The 16,716-nt window shown below is 71.3% G+C and carries 17 protein-coding genes and 1 pseudogene; 9 read left to right on the top strand and 9 right to left on the bottom strand.

Annotated features, from left to right (window positions below; all coding sequences use genetic code 11):
* Both BZL64_RS26400 and BZL64_RS26405 read left to right on the top strand, forming a co-directional pair.
* A pseudogene (locus BZL64_RS26400) lies at positions 1-400 on the top strand (DEAD/DEAH box helicase); the annotation flags it as partial.
* A 139-nt stretch (positions 401-539) separates the two neighbouring features.
* The gene (locus BZL64_RS26405) at positions 540-1,418 is read left to right on the top strand and encodes an alpha/beta fold hydrolase (protein WP_086771682.1); all 879 of its coding nucleotides are present in this window, start codon (positions 540-542) and stop codon (positions 1,416-1,418) included.
* A 161-nt stretch (positions 1,419-1,579) separates the two neighbouring features.
* On the opposite strand, the gene BZL64_RS26410 is transcribed toward BZL64_RS26405, so the two are convergent.
* Positions 1,580-2,485: an NYN domain-containing protein gene (locus tag BZL64_RS26410; RefSeq protein ID WP_208639526.1), complete on the bottom strand. Its 906-nt coding sequence runs from the start codon at positions 2,483-2,485 to the stop codon at positions 1,580-1,582.
* Between the two features lie 233 nt (positions 2,486-2,718).
* On the opposite strand from BZL64_RS26410, the gene BZL64_RS26415 reads away from it, so the two are divergent.
* Positions 2,719-2,871 (top strand): hypothetical protein, encoded by a 153-nt coding sequence (locus BZL64_RS26415; RefSeq protein ID WP_007384531.1) that lies wholly within the window; start codon positions 2,719-2,721, stop codon positions 2,869-2,871.
* A gap of 77 nt (positions 2,872-2,948) precedes the next feature.
* Here the strand turns inward: BZL64_RS26415 and BZL64_RS26420 are convergent, their stop codons facing one another.
* The 3 genes from BZL64_RS26420 to BZL64_RS26430 all read right to left on the bottom strand — a co-directional run bounded on the left by BZL64_RS26420 (position 2,949) and on the right by BZL64_RS26430 (position 5,250).
* On the bottom strand, positions 2,949-3,554 hold the full coding sequence (locus BZL64_RS26420; RefSeq protein ID WP_086771683.1) for a MarC family protein: 606 nt from the start codon (positions 3,552-3,554) through the stop codon (positions 2,949-2,951).
* Between the two features lie 54 nt (positions 3,555-3,608).
* Positions 3,609-4,466 (bottom strand): PHP domain-containing protein, encoded by an 858-nt coding sequence (locus BZL64_RS26425; protein ID WP_086771684.1) that lies wholly within the window; start codon positions 4,464-4,466, stop codon positions 3,609-3,611.
* 142 nt (positions 4,467-4,608) lie between these two features.
* Positions 4,609-5,250, bottom strand: coding sequence for a DUF6758 family protein (locus BZL64_RS26430; RefSeq protein WP_086771685.1), 642 nt, complete (start codon positions 5,248-5,250; stop codon positions 4,609-4,611).
* Between the two features lie 159 nt (positions 5,251-5,409).
* Here BZL64_RS26430 and BZL64_RS26435 point away from each other — a divergent pair, with 159 nt between their 5' ends.
* Positions 5,410-6,633: an MFS transporter gene (locus BZL64_RS26435; RefSeq protein ID WP_086771686.1), complete on the top strand. Its 1,224-nt coding sequence runs from the start codon at positions 5,410-5,412 to the stop codon at positions 6,631-6,633.
* A gap of 30 nt (positions 6,634-6,663) precedes the next feature.
* Here BZL64_RS26435 and BZL64_RS26440 read toward each other — a convergent pair whose 3' ends face one another.
* Entirely contained in the window at positions 6,664-7,248 is a 585-nt protein-coding gene (locus tag BZL64_RS26440) for a suppressor of fused domain protein (RefSeq protein WP_086771687.1), read from the bottom strand.
* A 491-nt stretch (positions 7,249-7,739) separates the two neighbouring features.
* Here BZL64_RS26440 and BZL64_RS26445 point away from each other — a divergent pair, with 491 nt between their 5' ends.
* Complete coding sequence (locus BZL64_RS26445; protein WP_086771688.1) at positions 7,740-8,855, top strand: magnesium and cobalt transport protein CorA; 1,116 nt, start codon at positions 7,740-7,742, stop codon at positions 8,853-8,855.
* Between the two features lie 25 nt (positions 8,856-8,880).
* Positions 8,881-9,408 carry a hypothetical protein gene (locus BZL64_RS26450; protein ID WP_086771689.1) on the top strand — a complete coding sequence of 176 codons (528 nt, stop codon included), beginning with the start codon at positions 8,881-8,883 and terminating at the stop codon, positions 9,406-9,408.
* Between the two features lie 4 nt (positions 9,409-9,412).
* On the opposite strand, the gene BZL64_RS26455 is transcribed toward BZL64_RS26450, so the two are convergent.
* Complete coding sequence (locus BZL64_RS26455; protein WP_086771690.1) at positions 9,413-10,174, bottom strand: hypothetical protein; 762 nt, start codon at positions 10,172-10,174, stop codon at positions 9,413-9,415.
* A gap of 235 nt (positions 10,175-10,409) precedes the next feature.
* On the opposite strand from BZL64_RS26455, the gene BZL64_RS26460 reads away from it, so the two are divergent.
* Genes BZL64_RS26460 through BZL64_RS26470 form a run of 3 tightly spaced genes read left to right on the top strand, consistent with a single transcriptional unit; the run spans position 10,410 to position 13,447 of the window.
* The gene (locus BZL64_RS26460) at positions 10,410-11,699 is read left to right on the top strand and encodes a magnesium transporter MgtE N-terminal domain-containing protein (protein WP_086771691.1); all 1,290 of its coding nucleotides are present in this window, start codon (positions 10,410-10,412) and stop codon (positions 11,697-11,699) included.
* Positions 11,683-12,270: a DUF1003 domain-containing protein gene (locus BZL64_RS26465; RefSeq protein ID WP_086771692.1), complete on the top strand. Its 588-nt coding sequence runs from the start codon at positions 11,683-11,685 to the stop codon at positions 12,268-12,270. The genes BZL64_RS26460 and BZL64_RS26465 overlap by 17 nt, the downstream gene beginning before the upstream one ends.
* Before the next feature lie 43 nt (positions 12,271-12,313).
* Complete coding sequence (locus BZL64_RS26470) at positions 12,314-13,447, top strand: Mrp/NBP35 family ATP-binding protein (RefSeq protein ID WP_086771693.1); 1,134 nt, start codon at positions 12,314-12,316, stop codon at positions 13,445-13,447.
* A 63-nt stretch (positions 13,448-13,510) separates the two neighbouring features.
* Here the strand turns inward: BZL64_RS26470 and BZL64_RS26475 are convergent, their stop codons facing one another.
* The 3 genes from BZL64_RS26475 to BZL64_RS26485 form a co-directional block, all read right to left on the bottom strand.
* Complete coding sequence (locus BZL64_RS26475; RefSeq protein ID WP_208639525.1) at positions 13,511-14,170, bottom strand: hypothetical protein; 660 nt, start codon at positions 14,168-14,170, stop codon at positions 13,511-13,513.
* Between the two features lie 179 nt (positions 14,171-14,349).
* Positions 14,350-14,790, bottom strand: coding sequence for a sec-independent translocase (locus tag BZL64_RS26480; RefSeq protein ID WP_086771695.1), 441 nt, complete (start codon positions 14,788-14,790; stop codon positions 14,350-14,352).
* Between the two features lie 238 nt (positions 14,791-15,028).
* On the bottom strand, positions 15,029-16,716 hold a 1,688-nt coding region (locus BZL64_RS26485; RefSeq protein WP_425276071.1), incomplete at its 5' end, for a S1C family serine protease.

Consider the following 16,716-nt stretch of genomic DNA (forward strand, 5'->3'; position numbering starts at 1 on the left):
GGTCGCGACGGAAGCCGCGGCGGACGCCGTCGAGCCGGTCGAGGCCAAGCCGCGTCGTACGCGCAAGACGGCCGCACCGGCCGCCGAGGCCGCCGTCGACACGGCCGAGGCCGCTGAGGTCAAGCCGCGCCGGACCCGCAAGACCGCCGCCGCCCCGGCCGAGACCGTCGAGGCCGAGGCCGAGGTCAAGCCCCGCCGCACCCGCAAGGCCGCCCAGCCGAAGACGACGGCCACCGTCGCCGACATCCCGGCCCAGGCCGCGCAGGAGCCGGAGACCAAGCCGCGCCGCACCCGCAAGACCGCCACCACGGTCGTCGAAGCCGGTGCCGCCGACGAGGCGAAGCCGAAGGCGCGGCGTCCGCGCAAGGCGACGGCCGCCGCGGAGTCCGCGGAGAGCTGATCGCCCGCCAGGGCACAGTCCGACGGCCCGGTCCCTCCCCAGTGGAGCGACCGGGCCGTCGGCGTTTCCGGCGCCGGCCCCGTTCTCTGACGGCCCCCTCAGCTCGAAGCCCGTCGGCCCGGCCCGGTAGCCTCGGCGTGTGACCATCCCGCCCGACTTCACCCCGCCCCCCGGCGCTCGCGCGTACCCCTTGCGGACCGCGCGCGGTGAGTTCGCCGTCGTCGACTCACCCGTGGCCGACGGCGTGGTGCCGCGCGGCGTGGCGCTGCTGTTGCCCGGGTTCACCGGCAGCAAGGAGGACTTCCACCTGCTGCACGAGCCGCTGGCGGCCCGCGGGTACCGGACGGTCGCCGTGGACGGGCGCGGGCAGAACCAGAGCGACGGCCCCGAGTTCGACGAATCTCCTTACGCGCGGGAGGAGTTGGCGCGGGACGTGCTCGCGCAGGCGGCCGCACTCGGCACTCCCGTACACCTGACCGGGCACTCCCTGGGCGGTCAGATCGCCCGCGCCGCCGTACTGATCGACCACTCCCCGTTCCTCTCGTTCACGCTCGTCGCGTCGGGCCCTGCGCAGATCTCCGAGTCGCAGCGGCAGCGTGTGCAGTTGCTGCACGACGCGCTCGCGCTGATGACGATGCCCGAGGTGTGGGAGGCCATCCTGGCGATGGGCCCGCCGGAGGAAGTCGGCGGCCCGGCCCGCGGGTTCGGCGAACTGGCACTGCTGCGGCAGCGGTGGGTGAACCACAAGCCCGCCCAACTCCTCGCCACCGGACGTCAGTTGCTGACCGAGCCGGACCGGGTGGCGGAACTCGCCGCCGTGCCGCTGCCGTTCCACGTCCTGTCGGGAGCCCGAGACGACACCTGGCCGGTGACCCTCCTCGACGACATGGCAATGGACCTCGGCGCGCACCGGACGGTCGTGGCGGGCGCCGAGCACTCCCCGAACCTGGACCAGCCCCTGCCGACGGCCCACGCGCTCGCCGACTTCTGGGACAAGATCCGCCCGGACAGGGACTGACCGGAGCGGAGTCCGCCACCGGACAGGACCGACCGGAGACCCCAACCAGTACTACGCCTGACAGATGGCCCCGGCCCCCATTGCGCCTGACCGGTGGGCCCGGCCCCCATTGCGCCTGACCGGTGGCCCCGGCCAGTGCTGCGTCTGACCGGCGGCCCCGGCTAGTACTGCGTCTGCAAGTGCTCCCAGAACCCGTCCCGCAGCGCCCGCCGGAGGTCCGACTGGCCGCGCAGTGAGTACTGGAGCATGCCCTCCGCCTCCACCAGGAGCTCCTGGTCGACGGAGCCGGGCAGGTAGGGGTGGCCGGGCAGCAGTTCCACGAGGGCTTCCCGGCCCCGCGCCGCCAGCCACTTGGCCGCGATCTGCGCGCCGATGAAGCGGACGTCGTCACGGGTGGGCCGGACGGCTCCGGCCGGCTCGTAGGTCTGGGCGGTGCGCCGGGAGACGTACGGCTTGAAGAAGTCGAGGTCGAGGGTGCGCTGGCTGTCGACCTCCCACAGCAGGGGTTCGGCCTGGTTGCGGCCCTCCGGGGCCTCGATGCCCCAGAGGTGGACGCGGGCGCCGTACCCCTGCGCGGCCTCCACGGCCGAGACCAGGTCCTCGTCGCCGCCCAGCAGCGCCGCGTCGCTGATGGCGCGGTGCCGGGCCAGGGACTCCAGGTCGCTGCGGATCAGGGAGTCGACGCCCTTCTGCTGGTTGTTGGCGTTGAGGTTGCCCAGCCTGACCTTGACGTCGGGAAGCTCGGCGATGGTCTGTTGTTCGGAGGTGTGGATGCGGCGGCGGGCGCCGTCGTACCAGTAGACGCGCAGCAGCCGGCTGTCCGCGAAGATGGTGCGGGCGCGGTCGATGAGCGCGTCGATGAGGCCCTCGGCGTCGAGGTCGAAGGCCCGGCGGTCCTCCGTCCCGGTGACCAGCCGGCCCGCCGCCGCGTAGAGGTACCCGGCGTCGACGAAGATCGCATGGGTCGAGGGTGTCTTCGCCACCTCGGCGAGCATGCGGGTGAGCAGCTCGTTCGTGCGGTCGATGCGGGCGGCGAGGGCCGCGAGGTCGTCGTTCATCGCGCCCATTGTCCCGGCGGTCACGCTGCGAACACAACCGGTCCCGTTCGGTCCACCCCCAGCCGCTTGCCGACCCGTGGCCGTCCGCGTTCCGGCGGCCGGCCCGACCAGCTCCCTTACCGGTTAGTAATTAGACGTTCGAAAAATTTCTTTAGCGTAGGGAATGTTCGTAACATGCACGGGGTTGACTCCCACGTACAGCAATTCTCCTCAGGAGGATGACCAGACGAAGGGAGAAGCCCATGCGCTTCGAAATCATGCGACTCGACGACGTCGACGGTACCCCCGTGGACAGCACCGTCGTGGACGCCGCCTCCGTCAACCGGATCGTTCAGCAGGCCGCCGCCATCGGGCAGCGGTTGTGGATCCGTCCGGCCGACACCTCGGCCTCGTAACACCACGGGTCCCCACCCAGACTTCAGAGCCCCCCACGGCACGATGCCGCAGGGGGCTCTGCGCGTACCGGAGAGGCTCAGGCCCCCTGGATCACCTGCGTGACGCCGTTGATGATCTGCTGCACGGCGATGGCGGAGAGCATCATGCCCGCGAGGCGTGTCACCAGGACCACTCCGCCGTCCTTGATGACCCGGATGATCAGCAGCGAGTAGCGCATCACCACCCACAGCACGACATGGATGGCGAGGATCGCCGCCCACACCGACACCTGCGTGGCGGCGCTGTCGGCCTTCTGCACGGCCAGGATGACGGACACGATCGCGCCGGGCCCGGCCAACAGCGGCATACCGAGCGGGACCAGCGCCACGTTGACGTCCTTGGTCTGCTTGGGCTCGTCGGTCTTGCCGGTCAGCAGGTCGAGGGCGATCAGCAGGAGCAGCAGTCCGCCCGCGATCATCAGCGCGGGCACGGACACGTGCAGGTAGTTCAGGATCTGGTGGCCGAGGAGCCCGAAGACCGTGATGACTCCGCCGGCCACGCAGACGGCCTGGAAGGCCATCCGCTTCTGCACCTTGGCGGGGCGCCCGGAGGTCAGCGCGAGGAAGATCGGGGTGATCCCGGGGGGATCCATGATGACGAAGAGGGTGAGGAAGAGGGAGCCGAAGACGGCGACGTCGAACATCAGTACGGAAGCCTTGCGGAAAGAGGGTGAAGGGTGACGGGTCGGAGGTGAGCCTCAGGCTCCGTCGGTCCCCGGCACCGGGAACGCGCCCGTCGCGCGCCGGGTGATCTCCCCGTAGACCTCGGGGTCCGTCGTGTACTCGCCGAGCACGCACGTCTTGCGGCTGCCGTGGTAGTCGCTCGACCCGGTCACCAGCAGGCCCAGGTCGGCGGCGAGCCCGCGCAGTCGCGCGCGGGTGTCGTCGTCGTGGTCCATGTGGTCGACCTCGATGCCGTCGAGGCCCGCGACGGCCAGTTCGGCGATCACGGACTCCGGTACCGTCCGGCCCCGCTTGCTCGCCGCCGGGTGGGCGAAGACGGTGACCCCGCCCGCCGCCTTGACCAGCCGGATCGCCTCGAAGGGGTCGGTCTCGTGCTTGGCGACGTAGGCCCGGCCCCCGTCGGACAGCCAGTCCTGGCTGAACGCGTCGCTCACGGTCGGCACGACGCCGAGTTCGACGAGCGCGGTGGCGACGTGCGGGCGCCCGACGGAACCGTCCCCCGCGATCCGCGCGACCTGCTCCCAGGTGACGGGTACGCCCAGTTCGTTGAGCCGGGCGACCATCCCGCGCGCCCGCGGCACCCGGTCGTCGCGCACCAGCTCGCGCTCGGCGAGCAGGGCGGGCTCGTCGGGGTCGAAGAGATAGGCCAGCATGTGCATGCTGATGCCGTCGATACGGCAGGACAGCTCGGCCCCGGTGACCAGGGTCAGACCGTGCGGCAGCGCGGCGATCGCCTCGGCGTACCCACGGGTGCTGTCATGGTCGGTCAGCGCGACGACGTCCAGTCCGGCGGCGGCGGCGTTGCGCACCAGCTCGGCCGGGGTGTCCGTACCGTCGGAAGCCGTGGAGTGGCAGTGCAGATCGATGCGCACGACGCGGACTCCAGGCGGTGACGGGTGGACGGGGACGCTCAAGGATAACCGGATTTCCGGACCCTGATGTCACACCCGAACCGGGGCAGCGCCCCCTACACTCAGACGCCCCGCCAGGGGCTCCCCGACCGGAAAGCCAGCCCTACGGCTTCAGCAGCCGCGGCGACAGCGCCCCGCACGGCACCAGCTCGACCTCGGCCCCCGCGTCGCGCAGATCGGTCAGAACCAGTTCGTCGTACATCAGCAGTCCCGACTGCTCCGGCCAGACCACCGCCCACAGCCACAGTCCCCGCGCCTCGCCCGCGAAGACCGCGCGGTCGTCGGGAGCGCCGTTGACCAGCCAGAGCGGGGTGGGGCGGCCTGCGGCGAGGACCTTGGCCTGGGGCGGCTTCTCGACGTTCATGTACGGGCCGGGGTCGGGGCCGTCCATCCCGGCGTAGCGCGCGCCGAGTCCGACGCCCAGCTCCTCCGCGACGAGGATCAGCTCCCCCATGCCGCCGAGCGGGCCGGGGCCCGTGCAGGCGACCGCGCTGGCACGGCCGCCGCTGCGGTCGTCACCGGCATAGGTCACGCCCGTGAACAGCCAGCCGACCGGCAACGGCCACGGCATCCACACCGGCACCTGGGTGCGGTGCACGACGACGCCGAGGGCCTCGACGCTGGGCGGGATCACGGGCTGGAGCGGATACACGGCCCCGTGCACGTCGCACTGCCAGGAATCGGAGAAGAGGCCGGGAGCCCTGACCCGGCCACCACACTTCGGGCAACTGGGTTCGCCCCTCATAGAGCCCCACGGTCCTACCCGATCCGGCCCACGTCAAGGACGATCACCCGTCCGGGCGGAACCCCTCCTCGGCGTACATATAGATGTATCTTGCATTAATTAGCTCAGCTAACTTAGTATGTGCAAACGCCAACTATTAGTTTCCGGACGGGAGCGAGCATGGACCCCTTCGATGCGGGAGCCGGTGGCCTTCTGCGACAGCCCAAGGCGGTCTGGGCGACCGCCGGCGCGTCCGTCGTCGCCTTCATGGGCATCGGACTCGTCGACCCGATCCTGCCGTCCATCGCCCAGGGCCTGGACGCCACGGCCGGCCAGGTCTCACTCCTCTTCACCTCCTACTTCCTGATCACCGCCTTCGCGATGCTGCTGACCGGCTTCGTCTCCAGCCGGATCGGCGGTCGCCGGACGCTGCTGCTCGGACTCGCCCTCGTCGTCGTCTTCGCGGGCCTGGCCGGCACCTCCGACACCGTCGGACAGCTCGTCGGCTACCGGGCGGGCTGGGGCCTGGGCAACGCGCTGTTCGTCTCCACCGCCCTCGCGGTGATCGTCGGCGCGGCGGCGGGCGGGAGCGCGGCGGCGATCCTGCTGTACGAGTCCGCCCTCGGGCTCGGCATGGCGTGCGGGCCCCTGCTCGGCGCGCTGCTCGGCGACGCCAGCTGGCGCTACCCCTTCTTCGGCACGGCGGCGCTCATGGCGATCGGCTTCCTGGGCATCACGGTGTTCCTCAAGGAGCAGCCGAAGCCGGCCCGCAGGACCTCGCTCCTGGACCCGCTCAAGGCGCTCGGCCACGGGGGTCTGGCCTCGGCGGCGGCCTCGGCGTTCTTCTACAACTACACGTTCTTCACCGTGCTGGCCTTCACGCCGTTCGTGCTGGACATGACGCCCTACGCGTCGGGCGCGGTGTTCTTCGCCTGGGGTCTGCTGCTCGCCGTCTTCTCGGTCCTGGTGGCCCCGCGGCTGCAGCGACGGTTCGGCTCCCTGAAGGTGCTCGGCGGCTCGCTGCTGCTGCTCGCCGCCGACGTCCTCGTCCTCGGCTACGGCGGCCACGCCACCGCCGTCGTCTGCACGATCCTGTCCGGTGCCTTCATCGGCGTGAACAACACCGTGTACACCGAGCTGGCCCTGGGCGTGTCGGACGCCCCGCGCCCGGTCGCGAGCGCCGGCTACAACTTCGTGCGCTGGTTCGCCGCGGCCGCCGCGCCGTTCTTCGCGCCGAGGATCGAGGAGTGGACCGACATCCACGTCCCGTTCGTCGTCGCGGCGGTCACCGCGGTCCTGGGCGCGGTCGTGGTGGTCGTACGGCGTGAGGCGCTCACGCACGAGGCCGCCGAGATGGAGCCGCGGCACGCGGCCGAGGACGGGGTCACCGTGTTCGCCAACTGACCGGATCCGGCCGCCCGTCGGTGAGTTCGGTCACTCCAGCGGGACGGACCTGCGGGACGGATCCCGCAGGTCCGTCCCGTGTGTCAGCCAGCGCTCCTGGAGGGCCTGGGCGCCGTGCACACGTTTCCAGGCCGCCTCGTTGGGGGTCATCGGCAGCAGCGGCAGGAAGTGGACCGGGTCGAGGGGCTCGTCGAGGTCGAGGTCCTCGATCAGACCGCCGGGCTCGGCGACCAGCACGGAGGTGAACGGGGCGCCGGGCCACAGGGGTTCACCGACGTCGAGGGAGGCACCGGGTGCCACGACCACGCCCTCGACCTGCGGGGAAGCGGCGAGCACGGCGAGGGGCCGGAGCACCTTGCCGGTGTCGGCGAGACCGGCGCGCACGGACAGGACCAGCTCGGCACGAGGCCCCTTGACCGGGTCGGCGAGCACCGCGGTGGGGTCGCTCATCGGCTGCGCCGACATGCCGAGGGTCGCGTAGCGGACGATGTCGCCCTCCTGGAAACGCAGGACCTCGATGCGGTCCGTGCCCAGGAAGGTGACCGCGGCGCGGGCGTCCGGCTCACCCAGCGCGCTGCGCAACCGGGCCTCGACCAGAGGAAGAACATCTGCCATGCCGCGAGCATAGAACTCGCCGGTACCGGGCAAAGCAGCGCCTTGACACTTCGGTCGGCTGCTACTCTGGGCCGGTGGTTCGGGGCAGCACGCAGAAGCGTCGCGATCAAGCCCCGACGCCGAAGGTATTCCCTTACGGGGGACCGGCTGGAGGAGGTGGGGCTGTCATGGATCGAAGTCGACCGTGCAGTACCACTCGCTCTTCCCGCCGCTGATGTAGCTCTGGCTCCGGCCGACCGCCGCCTCTCGCGTTCGCGTTCTCACTCGGAAGAGCACTTCGTTTCGTTGTACCGGATCCCCCTGACCTCTTCGGTCCGCGCGATCCGTCTGATCTGAAGCAGTAGCTGAATCAGTAGCGAAACCCGCCACCGCGACGGTGCGGTGCTCCCCGCTTTGTGGACGTACCAAACATCCGCAGTCAGGACGTCCCCATTCCGGGTAGTTCCACCCGTCGTCGGCGCCTTTCGTTGCCTGTCGCGAAGGAGCCTGCCATGTCGATGATCCGCGACCTGCGTGCCGTGGTCCGTCCGTCCCGCCCCTCCCTGCGCAAGGAGAGCGGCCCGTACGACACCACCCGCGACCCCGCCACCCCCTCGGCCGTCGTCGACTGCGCCGTCTACCGCGACGGCGCCCGCGTCGAGATGCCGACGCCGCTGGCCCCGCACGAGGCGATGCGCCAGGTGCGCCGCGACGGCGGCTTCGTGTGGATCGGACTCCACGAGCCGACGGAGAGTGAGTTCGCCGGTATCGCCCGGGAGTTCGGCCTGCACCCGCTGGCCGTGGAGGACGCGGTCCAGGCCCACCAGCGCCCAAAGCTGGAGCGCTACGACGACTCCCTGTTCACCGTCTTCAAGACCATCCACTACGTCGAGCACGACCAACTCGACGCCAACAGTGAGATCGTGGAGACCGGTGAGGTCATGTGCTTCACCGGCAAGGACTTCTTCATCACCGTCCGGCACGGCGGCCAGGGCTCGTTGCGCGCGCTGCGCCACCGCCTCCAGGACGACCCGGAGTTGCTCGAGAAGGGCCCCTCGGCGGTGCTGCACGCCATCGCCGACCACGTCGTCGACGGCTACATCGCGGTCGCCGACGCCGTGCAGGACGACATCGACGAGGTCGAGACGGAGGTGTTCTCGCCGGGCCGCAAGGGCAGCCCGCGAGGCACGGACGCCGGCCGGATCTACCAACTCAAGCGGGAAGTACTGGAGTTCAAGCGGGCGGTGTCGCCGCTGCTGCGGCCGATGCAGCTGCTGAGCGAGCGGCCCATGCGGCTGATCGACCCCGATATCCAGAAGTACTTCCGTGACGTGGCCGACCACCTCGCCCGGGTCCAGGAGCAGGTCATCGGTTTCGACGAGCTGCTCAACTCGATCCTCCAGGCCAACCTCGCGCAGGCGTCCGTCGCGCAGAACGAGGACATGCGCAAGATCACGTCCTGGGCCGCCATCATCGCCGTACCGACGATGGTCTGCGGGGTCTACGGCATGAACTTCGACCACATGCCGGAGCTGCACTGGCGGTACGGCTACCCGGTGATGATGTCGGTGACGGTGGCGCTCTGTGTGGGCATCCACCGCACGCTGAAGCGCAACGGCTGGCTGTGAGAACCGCCTGGATAGGGTGGTCCCCATGACACGCGAGCTGCTCGACCTGGCCCTCGTCGAGGAGGCCACCAAGAAGTCCGGCCTCATCTGGCTCGAGGCCGCCGGCGAACGCACGGCGCGGGCGCTGTGGCACGTGTGGCACGAGGGCGCGGCCGTTCTGGTCGGCGACGGGCCCGGCGAGCAGCCGCTGCCGGGGCTGGCCGACGGTGTGACGGCCGAGGTGACCGTCCGCAGCAAGGACAAGGGCGGCCGGCTGGTCACCTGGACCGCGCGGGTCGCGCAGCTCGCCCCCGGCACGAAGGCGTGGGAGGCGGCCGTCGCCGACCTCAAGGGCAAGCGGCTGAACGCGCCCGACGGCGAGGCGATGACCGGACGCTGGGCGCGCGAGTGCCGCGTGATCCGGCTGGAGCCCACCGGAGGTACGTCGCCGCTGCCCGACGGGGACCTGGCGGCGCCGCCGGTACCGTCCCCGGCGACGACCCGTCAGCCCGCCCCGGCGGGCCTTCCGCGGCTGCTGCTGAAGAAGAAACGGAAGAAGGGCACGCGCGCGTAGCCGGTCACGACGTCGGCAGTTCCTTGCCGTAGTCCACGGTCTCGCCCTTCGCCGGCTCCTCCAGGGTGAAGTCCTTGCCCCAGGCGGAGAAGGTCAGCGTGCCCGCCCCGCCCGCGCGCACCAGGCGCAGCGGGTAGGGCTTGCCCTCCAGGGACACGTCCAGCGTGCCGCCGGAGCCCCCGTCCCCCGTGATGCGGATGGTGCGCACCCCGGCCTGCTCGTGGTGCCCGTCCTTGTCCAGCGAACCGTGCAGTGTCAGCACACTGTCGAGAAGGAGGTCCTTGTCCGTGAACCCGCTGAACTTCTTGTACGAGGGGTCACCGGTCGGCACCTTCACATACTTGTCGTCGAGTTTGCCCGCCGCCGCCGTGTCGGAGCCGCCGTCGTCGGACTTGCCGTCCTCGTGCTTCCAGAACGCGGCGTCCGCCTTGAGGTACAGCTCCTCGTCGACCCGCAGCAGGTGGAAGGCGGCGCCGTCGGCGGTGACCGACCCCGTGGCACCGTCCGACTTCAGGCTCATGTCGAGCTTGTACGACTTCCCGCCGGCGACCACGGTCCCCGACAGGCGCACCGTGTCCACCGCCCCGGCGGCGGCCTGCGCCTTCGCCTGGATCTTGTCGGCGGCCAGTTTGCCGACACCGTTCGTCCCCGCGTCGGGGTCCTCGCCGGCGCACCCGGTGAGTCCCAGTCCCGTCACGGCCAGCGCGCACATCGCGCTCACCAGCTGGGCCCGTCGACGGGTACGGCCCTGGGCGATCGCAGTCACAGAGGGGGCTGCCTTTCTGCGGGGGACTCCTGAACGGCGTACCGCAGCGTACCGGGGTCCCCGAGGGCGATCGGAGCCAGTCCGTCCGGACCGCTCACCAGGGCGTACCCGATCGGGACGGGCTAGCCTGAAGCCCGCACGAGCGGGCAATTGGGAAAAGAACCTCACCCGCAACACCGCGGGGGACGAGGCAGCGAACACCCCGTACGAGCGCGTACGAGAAGGAGGTCCGGACATGGCAGCGGGCGCCCCCCGGATCTTCGTCTCCCACCTCGCCGGAGTCGCGGTGTTCGACCCCAACGGCGACACCGTGGGGCGGGTCCGTGACCTGGTGGTCATGCTGCGGGTCGGCCGCAAGCCGCCGAGGCTGCTCGGGCTGGTCGTCGAACTGACCAACCGGCGCCGCATCTTCCTGCCCATGACCCGGGTGACCAGCATCGAGTCCGGCCAGGTCCTCAGCACCGGCGTGCTGAACGTCCGCCGCTTCGAACAGCGGCCCACCGAGCGCCTCGTCTTCGGCGAACTGCTCGACCGGCGCGTGACGCTCGCCGAGACCGGCGAGGAGGTCACCGTCCTCGATCTGTCCGTGCGGCAGCTGCCGGCCCGCCGGGACTGGGAGATCGACCGGATCTTCGTGCAGAAGGGCAGGAGGTCGGGCGCCTTCCGGCGCGGCAAGGGCGAGAAGCTGACCGTGGAGTGGTCGGCCGTCACCGGGTTCTCCCTGGAGGAGCACGGGCAGGGCGCGGAGAGCCTCCTGGCCACCTTCGAGCAGCTGCGCCCGGCCGACCTGGCGAACGTCCTGCACCACCTGTCCCCCAAGCGCCGCGCGGAGGTGGCCGCCGCCCTCGACGACGACCGGCTCGCCGACGTCCTGGAGGAACTGCCGGAGGACGACCAGATCGAGATCCTCGGCAAGCTGAAGGAGGAGCGCGCCGCGGACGTCCTGGAGGCCATGGACCCCGACGACGCCGCCGACCTGCTGTCCGAGCTGCCCGAGAAGGACAAGGAGCGGCTGCTGAGCCTGATGGAGCCCGACGACGCCGCCGACATGCGGCGCCTGATGGCGTACGAGGAGCACACCGCGGGCGGTCTGATGACGACCGAGCCGATCGTGCTGCGCCCCGACGCCACCGTCGCCGACGCCCTCGCCCGGGTCCGCAACGCCGACCTCTCCCCCGCGCTCGCCGCCCAGGTGTACGTCTGCCGTCCCCCCGACGAGACGCCGACCGGCAAGTACCTGGGCACGGTCCACTTCCAGCGGCTGCTGCGCGACCCCCCGTACACGCTGGTCAGCTCGATCCTCGACGACGACCTCCAGGCGCTCGCCCCGGGCGCGACGCTGCCCGTGGTCGCCGGGTTCTTCGCGACGTACGACATGGTCGCGGCGCCCGTCGTCGACGAGGCGGGTTCGCTGCTCGGCGCGGTGACCGTGGACGACGTGCTGGACCACATGCTGCCCGAGGACTGGCGGGAGACGGAGTTCCACCTGGCCGAGGGTGAGGTGCCCGATGGCTCCCGAGCGTGACTTCGCCCGCACCGAGCGGACCCCGGCCGGCGCCACCGCGACGACCCGCCCCCGCGTCCGGCTGGACCAGCCGCGCCCGCCCCGGCGCCGGATCCTGCCCGAGTGGGATCCGGAGGCCTTCGGGCGGCTCTCGGAGCGCATCGCCCGCTTCCTGGGCACCGGACGGTTCATCGTCTGGATGACGATCGTCATCATCGTGTGGGTCCTGTGGAACAGCTTCGCCCCGCACGACCTGCGCTTCGACAACTATCCCTTCATCTTCCTGACCTTCATGCTGTCGCTCCAGGCCTCCTACGCCGCCCCGCTGATCCTGCTCGCGCAGAACCGGCAGGACGACCGCGACCGGGTCAACCTGGAGCAGGACCGCAAGCAGAACGAGCGGTCCATCGCGGACACCGAGTACCTCACGCGGGAGATCGCCGCCCTGCGGATCGGACTCGGAGAGGTCGCCACCCGGGACTGGATCCGCTCCGAACTGCAGGACATGGTGAAGGAGCTGGAGGGGCTGCGGGACGGCCATGTCGTATTCCCGGCGGAACGGTCGCGCGGACGTGACGTAGACGACCGCTGACAGGCGTGTCTCGGTCCCGGCGGGGCGCCGTACCATCGTTCGTATGGCTACGGAAGACGCGGTGCGTGAAGCACTGGCGACGGTGAACGACCCCGAGATCAACCGCCCCATCACCGAACTCGGGATGGTCAAGTCGGTGGACATCGGGGCGGACGGAGCGGTCGCGGTCGCCGTGTACCTGACGGTCTCCGGCTGCCCGATGCGCGAGACGATCACCCAGCGCGTCACCGACGCGGTCGCCGCGGTCGACGGTGTCACGCGGGTCGACGTGGTCCTCGACGTGATGAGCGACGAGCAGCGCAAGGAACTGGCGACCGCGCTGCGCGGCGGCCAGACCGAGCGCGAGGTGCCCTTCGCCAAGCCGGGCTCGCTCACGCGCGTGTACGCGGTCGCGTCGGGCAAGGGCGGCGTCGGCAAGTCCTCGGTGACGGTGAACCTGGCGGCGGCGATGGCGGCCGACGGCCTGAAGGTCGGCGTCGTCGACGCCGACATCTACGGCCACAGCGTGCCGCGCATGCTGGGCGCGGACGGCCGTCCCACCCAGGTCGAGAACATGATCATGCCGCCGTCGGCGCACGGCGTGAAGGTCATCTCGATCGGCATGTTCACCCCGGGCAACGCACCCGTCGTCTGGCGCGGCCCGATGCTGCACCGCGCGCTCCAGCAGTTCCTGGCCGACGTGTACTGGGGCGACCTGGACGTCCTGCTCCTCGACCTCCCGCCGGGCACCGGTGACATCGCGATCTCGGTGGCCCAGCTGGTCCCGAACGCGGAGATCCTGGTCGTCACCACGCCCCAGCAGGCCGCCGCGGAGGTGGCCGAGCGGGCGGGTTCCATCGCCGTCCAGACCCACCAGAAGATCGTCGGTGTCGTCGAGAACATGTCCGGGCTGCCCTGCCCGCACTGCGACGAGATGGTCGACGTGTTCGGCACCGGCGGCGGCCAGTCCGTCGCCGACGGCCTGACCCGCACGACGGGCGCCTCGGTGCCGGTCCTCGGCTCCATCCCCATCGACGTCCGCCTCCGCGAAGGCGGCGACGAGGGCAAGCCGGTCGTCCTCACCGACCCGGACTCTCCGGCGGGCGCGGCCCTGCGCGCCATCGCGGGCAAGCTCGGCGGACGCCAGCGCGGTCTGTCGGGCCTGTCCCTGGGCATCACCCCCAAGAACAAGTTCTGACCCGCCGTACGACAACGGGGGCGCCGGTCCTGACGGACGGCGCCCCCGTTGTCGTCGCCGCGGCTACTCGTACGCCGTGATGTCCTTGACCACGGCGAAGCCGAGCCCGTACGCGCTCATGCCTCTCCCGTACGCCCCCACGTGCACCCCTTCCCGCGTCGAGCCGGCCAGCACCCAGCCGAACTCGGACTCGCGGTAGTGGAAGGGGGTCGGCACGCCGTCGACCGGCAGGGACAGCGTGGACCAGTCCTCGCCGGACAGGTCGTCGGCCAGCACCCACGCCGTCTCGGTCTGCTGCTCCAGCCAGTCGTCCCGCAGGCTGTGGTCCATCTGGCCCGGCCAGGTGAAGGACAGCAGCCCCACTCCCGCCAGCCAGGCCGCCGAGGACACCGAGGTGGCCTCCAGCAGCCCCGTGCCGTCCGCGCTGCGCCGTACGGGGTTCGCGGCGACCGTCACGACGACCGCGAACTTCCCGCGGTCCTCACCGGCCGTCTCGTGCCGTACGGAGGGCTCGTCACCGTGCCCGATCGATCCGTGCTCGACGGCACCGTCGGCCGCCGTGCCGACCTGCATCAGCCAGCGCGGTCCCGTGAACGCCTCGTCGAGGCCGTACCACGGGAAGGGCGCCTCCAGGTAGCCGTCGACCGTGCGGCGGGCGGAGGGGACCTGTTGTCCACCCTCCGCGTCCGGCGCCTCCGCGACTGCCCGACTCGTCGTCTCCATGTCCCCGGACGCCTCCTCGTTCTCGCCGGACCGTACGGTCCGTCCCCCTTCGGGCGGCGTTGCCCTTCTGGGTACGGCCCGCACAACAACCAGGCAGCATAGCCACCCCGCTCGTGACTGCGGGGAAGCCGCCCGGCGCGTGGGACGTGCGCCCCCTCACATCGGGGGACGCGGGAGGCTCAGGTGGCGTCCGCGTCGAAGGGCGGGCGGTCGTCCTTGGCCGGCTCCTCCGGCTTCTTCGTCATGTCGATACGGCCACCGGACGAAGCAGACAAGGACGGCGAGGAGGACTCGGGGGAACGGCCGTGGACGGCGTCCGTGACCTCGGCCATCTCCTTCTTCAGGTCGAAGCCGTTGCGGAGTTCCTTCAGCCCCAGGTCCTCGTTGTCCAGCTGCTTGCGGATGAAGGTCTTGGGGTTGAGATCCTCGAACTCGAAGTCCTTGAACTCCGGGCCGAGTTCCTGCCGGATGTCCTGCTTGGCGGACTCCGAGAACTCACGGATCTTCCGGACCGTGCGCATCACGTCCTGGATGACCTTCGGGAGCTTGTCCGGACCGAAGACGAGCACGGCCAGGACAATGATCGTCACCAGCTCGAGCGGTCCTATGTCATTGAACACCTGAAGCTCCTTGCGATGTCCGCGGTCCGCGGTCCTCGGCGGCCCTCTGGGGCCCTCGGTCGCCGGTGCGGGTCGTCCGTGGTCCGGGCCGGGTCCACGGTACCTGTCACACCTGTCCGACCGGTACCGTCCCGAGGTGTCCGGGTGGTCGCGGGCGACCGGTTTTCCGCGTTGTTTGCCCGGACGACCTGCGCGGCGGCGTCCGGGATGTGACGTTCCTGTCGATCGGCGGGCCGGTTCAACCGCTGTCCGAGGAGCCGAGCACGAGGGAGAGGGTGCGTTCCTTCCCGTCGCGTTCGACGGTCAGCTCCAGACGGTCGCCGGGGCGGTGGGCGCGGGTCTTGACGATCAGCTCCTCGCCGGAGTGGACACGTCGGCCGTCGACGGCGGTGATGACGTCCCCCGGCCGGATGCCGGCCCTGTCCCCGGGGCCGCCCGCGGTCACCGGCGCGCTCCCGCCGCTGTCGTCGGTGCCGACGCGGGCGCCGTCGCCCGCGTAGTCCATGTCGAGGGTCACGCCGATGACCGGGTGGGTCGCCCGGCCCGTGTTGATCAGCTCCTCGGCGACGCGCTTGCCCTGATTGACCGGGATGGCGAAGCCCAGGCCGATCGAACCGGACTGGCCGCCGTCGGAGTCGGTGCCGTCCGCGGCGGACCTGATGGCCGAGTTGATGCCGATGACCTGGCCCCGTGTGTCGAGAAGGGGGCCGCCGGAGTTGCCGGGGTTGATGGGCGCGTCGGTCTGCAGGGCGTCCACGTACGACACGTCGCTCGCGTCGCCGCTCTCGCCTCCGGCGGTGATGGGCCGCTCCTTGGCGCTGATGATGCCCGAGGTGACCGTGCCCTCCAAGTCGAAGGGGGCGCCGATGGCGACGACCGGGTCGCCCACCCGTACGTTGTCGGAGTTGCCGAGGGGCAGCGGACGCAGGCCCCGCACGCCGGTCACCCGCACCACCGCGAGGTCGTATCCGCTGTCCTTGCCGACGACCTCGGCCTCGGCGGTCTGGCCGCCGTTGAAGACCACGGATATCTCGCCGCCGGACCCGGCAGGCTCGACGACGTGGCTGTTCGTGAGGATGTGACCCCGCGTGTCGAGGACGAAACCCGTGCCGGTGCCGGCCTCCTCGCTGCCGCTGACGTGCAGCGTGACGACGCTGGGCAGGGCACGGGCGGCGATCCCGGCGACGCTGTCCGCGGCCCGCCCGCCCGGCTCGGCGGGGGCCTGCGGCAGCTCCACCGCGCCCACCCCGCCGTTGCGCTCCAGGTGGACCCCGACGCCGCCGCCGACGGCCCCGGACACCAGAGCCAGCAACAGGGCCCCACCGACCAGTCCACGACGCCTGCGCCTACGCCGCTGCTCCACGCTGAGGACAGCGCCCCCGGTCTGCTGCAACGGCCCGGCCCCGAGCGGAGCGGCGGCCCAGGGGTCGTAGCGGCGCCAGGGGTCGGCGGAGGCTTCGGGGGACGGGACGGGGCTGCCAGGGCCGGCCTCGGGCGCGACGAAGGCGGACGCGTCGAGCGCGCCAGGTGCGAGCGGGGGCGGCGTCTCGGGAGCCGCCCCACCGGGGACGGGCACACCCGAAGCGGACGGAACCCCGTCGAACACGGGCGGGCCGAGAACGCCGGAACCAACCGGCGACGTCTCGGGAGCCGCCCCACCGGGGACGGGCACACCCGAAGCGGACGGAACCCCGTCGAACACGGACGGGCCGAGAACGCCGGAACCGACCGGCGACGTCTCGAAAGCCGCCCCACCGGGGACGGGCACACCCGAGGCGGGCGGAACCCCGTCGAACATGGACGCGCCGGGAACGCCAGGTGCGAGCGGGGGCGGCGGCTCGGGAGCCGCCACGCCGGGGACACGGGACACGCCTGGCTCCGGGGCGACGGCACCCGGCACGGGCCGGGACGCCTCGAAGGCCGCCC

This window comes from Streptomyces bobili, from assembly GCF_002154575.1.
GTDB classification, from domain to species: Bacteria; Actinomycetota; Actinomycetes; order Streptomycetales; family Streptomycetaceae; genus Streptomyces; species Streptomyces bobili.

Coding starts and splice junctions, on each gene's coding strand:
- BZL64_RS26410 (WP_208639526.1), bottom strand. CDS start 2,485: ATGGGCGCGATGAACGACGACCTCGCGGCCCTCGCCGCCCGCATCGAC.
- BZL64_RS26415 (WP_007384531.1), top strand. CDS start 2,719: ATGCGCTTCGAAATCATGCGACTCGACGACGTCGACGGTACCCCCGTG.
- BZL64_RS26420 (WP_086771683.1), bottom strand. CDS start 3,554: ATGTTCGACGTCGCCGTCTTCGGCTCCCTCTTCCTCACCCTCTTCGTC.
- BZL64_RS26430 (WP_086771685.1), bottom strand. CDS start 5,250: ATGAGGGGCGAACCCAGTTGCCCGAAGTGTGGTGGCCGGGTCAGGGCT.
- BZL64_RS26435 (WP_086771686.1), top strand. CDS start 5,410: ATGGACCCCTTCGATGCGGGAGCCGGTGGCCTTCTGCGACAGCCCAAG.
- BZL64_RS26440 (WP_086771687.1), bottom strand. CDS start 7,248: ATGGCAGATGTTCTTCCTCTGGTCGAGGCCCGGTTGCGCAGCGCGCTG.
- BZL64_RS26445 (WP_086771688.1), top strand. CDS start 7,740: ATGTCGATGATCCGCGACCTGCGTGCCGTGGTCCGTCCGTCCCGCCCC.
- BZL64_RS26450 (WP_086771689.1), top strand. CDS start 8,881: ATGACACGCGAGCTGCTCGACCTGGCCCTCGTCGAGGAGGCCACCAAG.
- BZL64_RS26460 (WP_086771691.1), top strand. CDS start 10,410: ATGGCAGCGGGCGCCCCCCGGATCTTCGTCTCCCACCTCGCCGGAGTC.
- BZL64_RS26465 (WP_086771692.1), top strand. CDS start 11,683: ATGGCTCCCGAGCGTGACTTCGCCCGCACCGAGCGGACCCCGGCCGGC.
- BZL64_RS26470 (WP_086771693.1), top strand. CDS start 12,314: ATGGCTACGGAAGACGCGGTGCGTGAAGCACTGGCGACGGTGAACGAC.
- BZL64_RS26475 (WP_208639525.1), bottom strand. CDS start 14,170: ATGGAGACGACGAGTCGGGCAGTCGCGGAGGCGCCGGACGCGGAGGGT.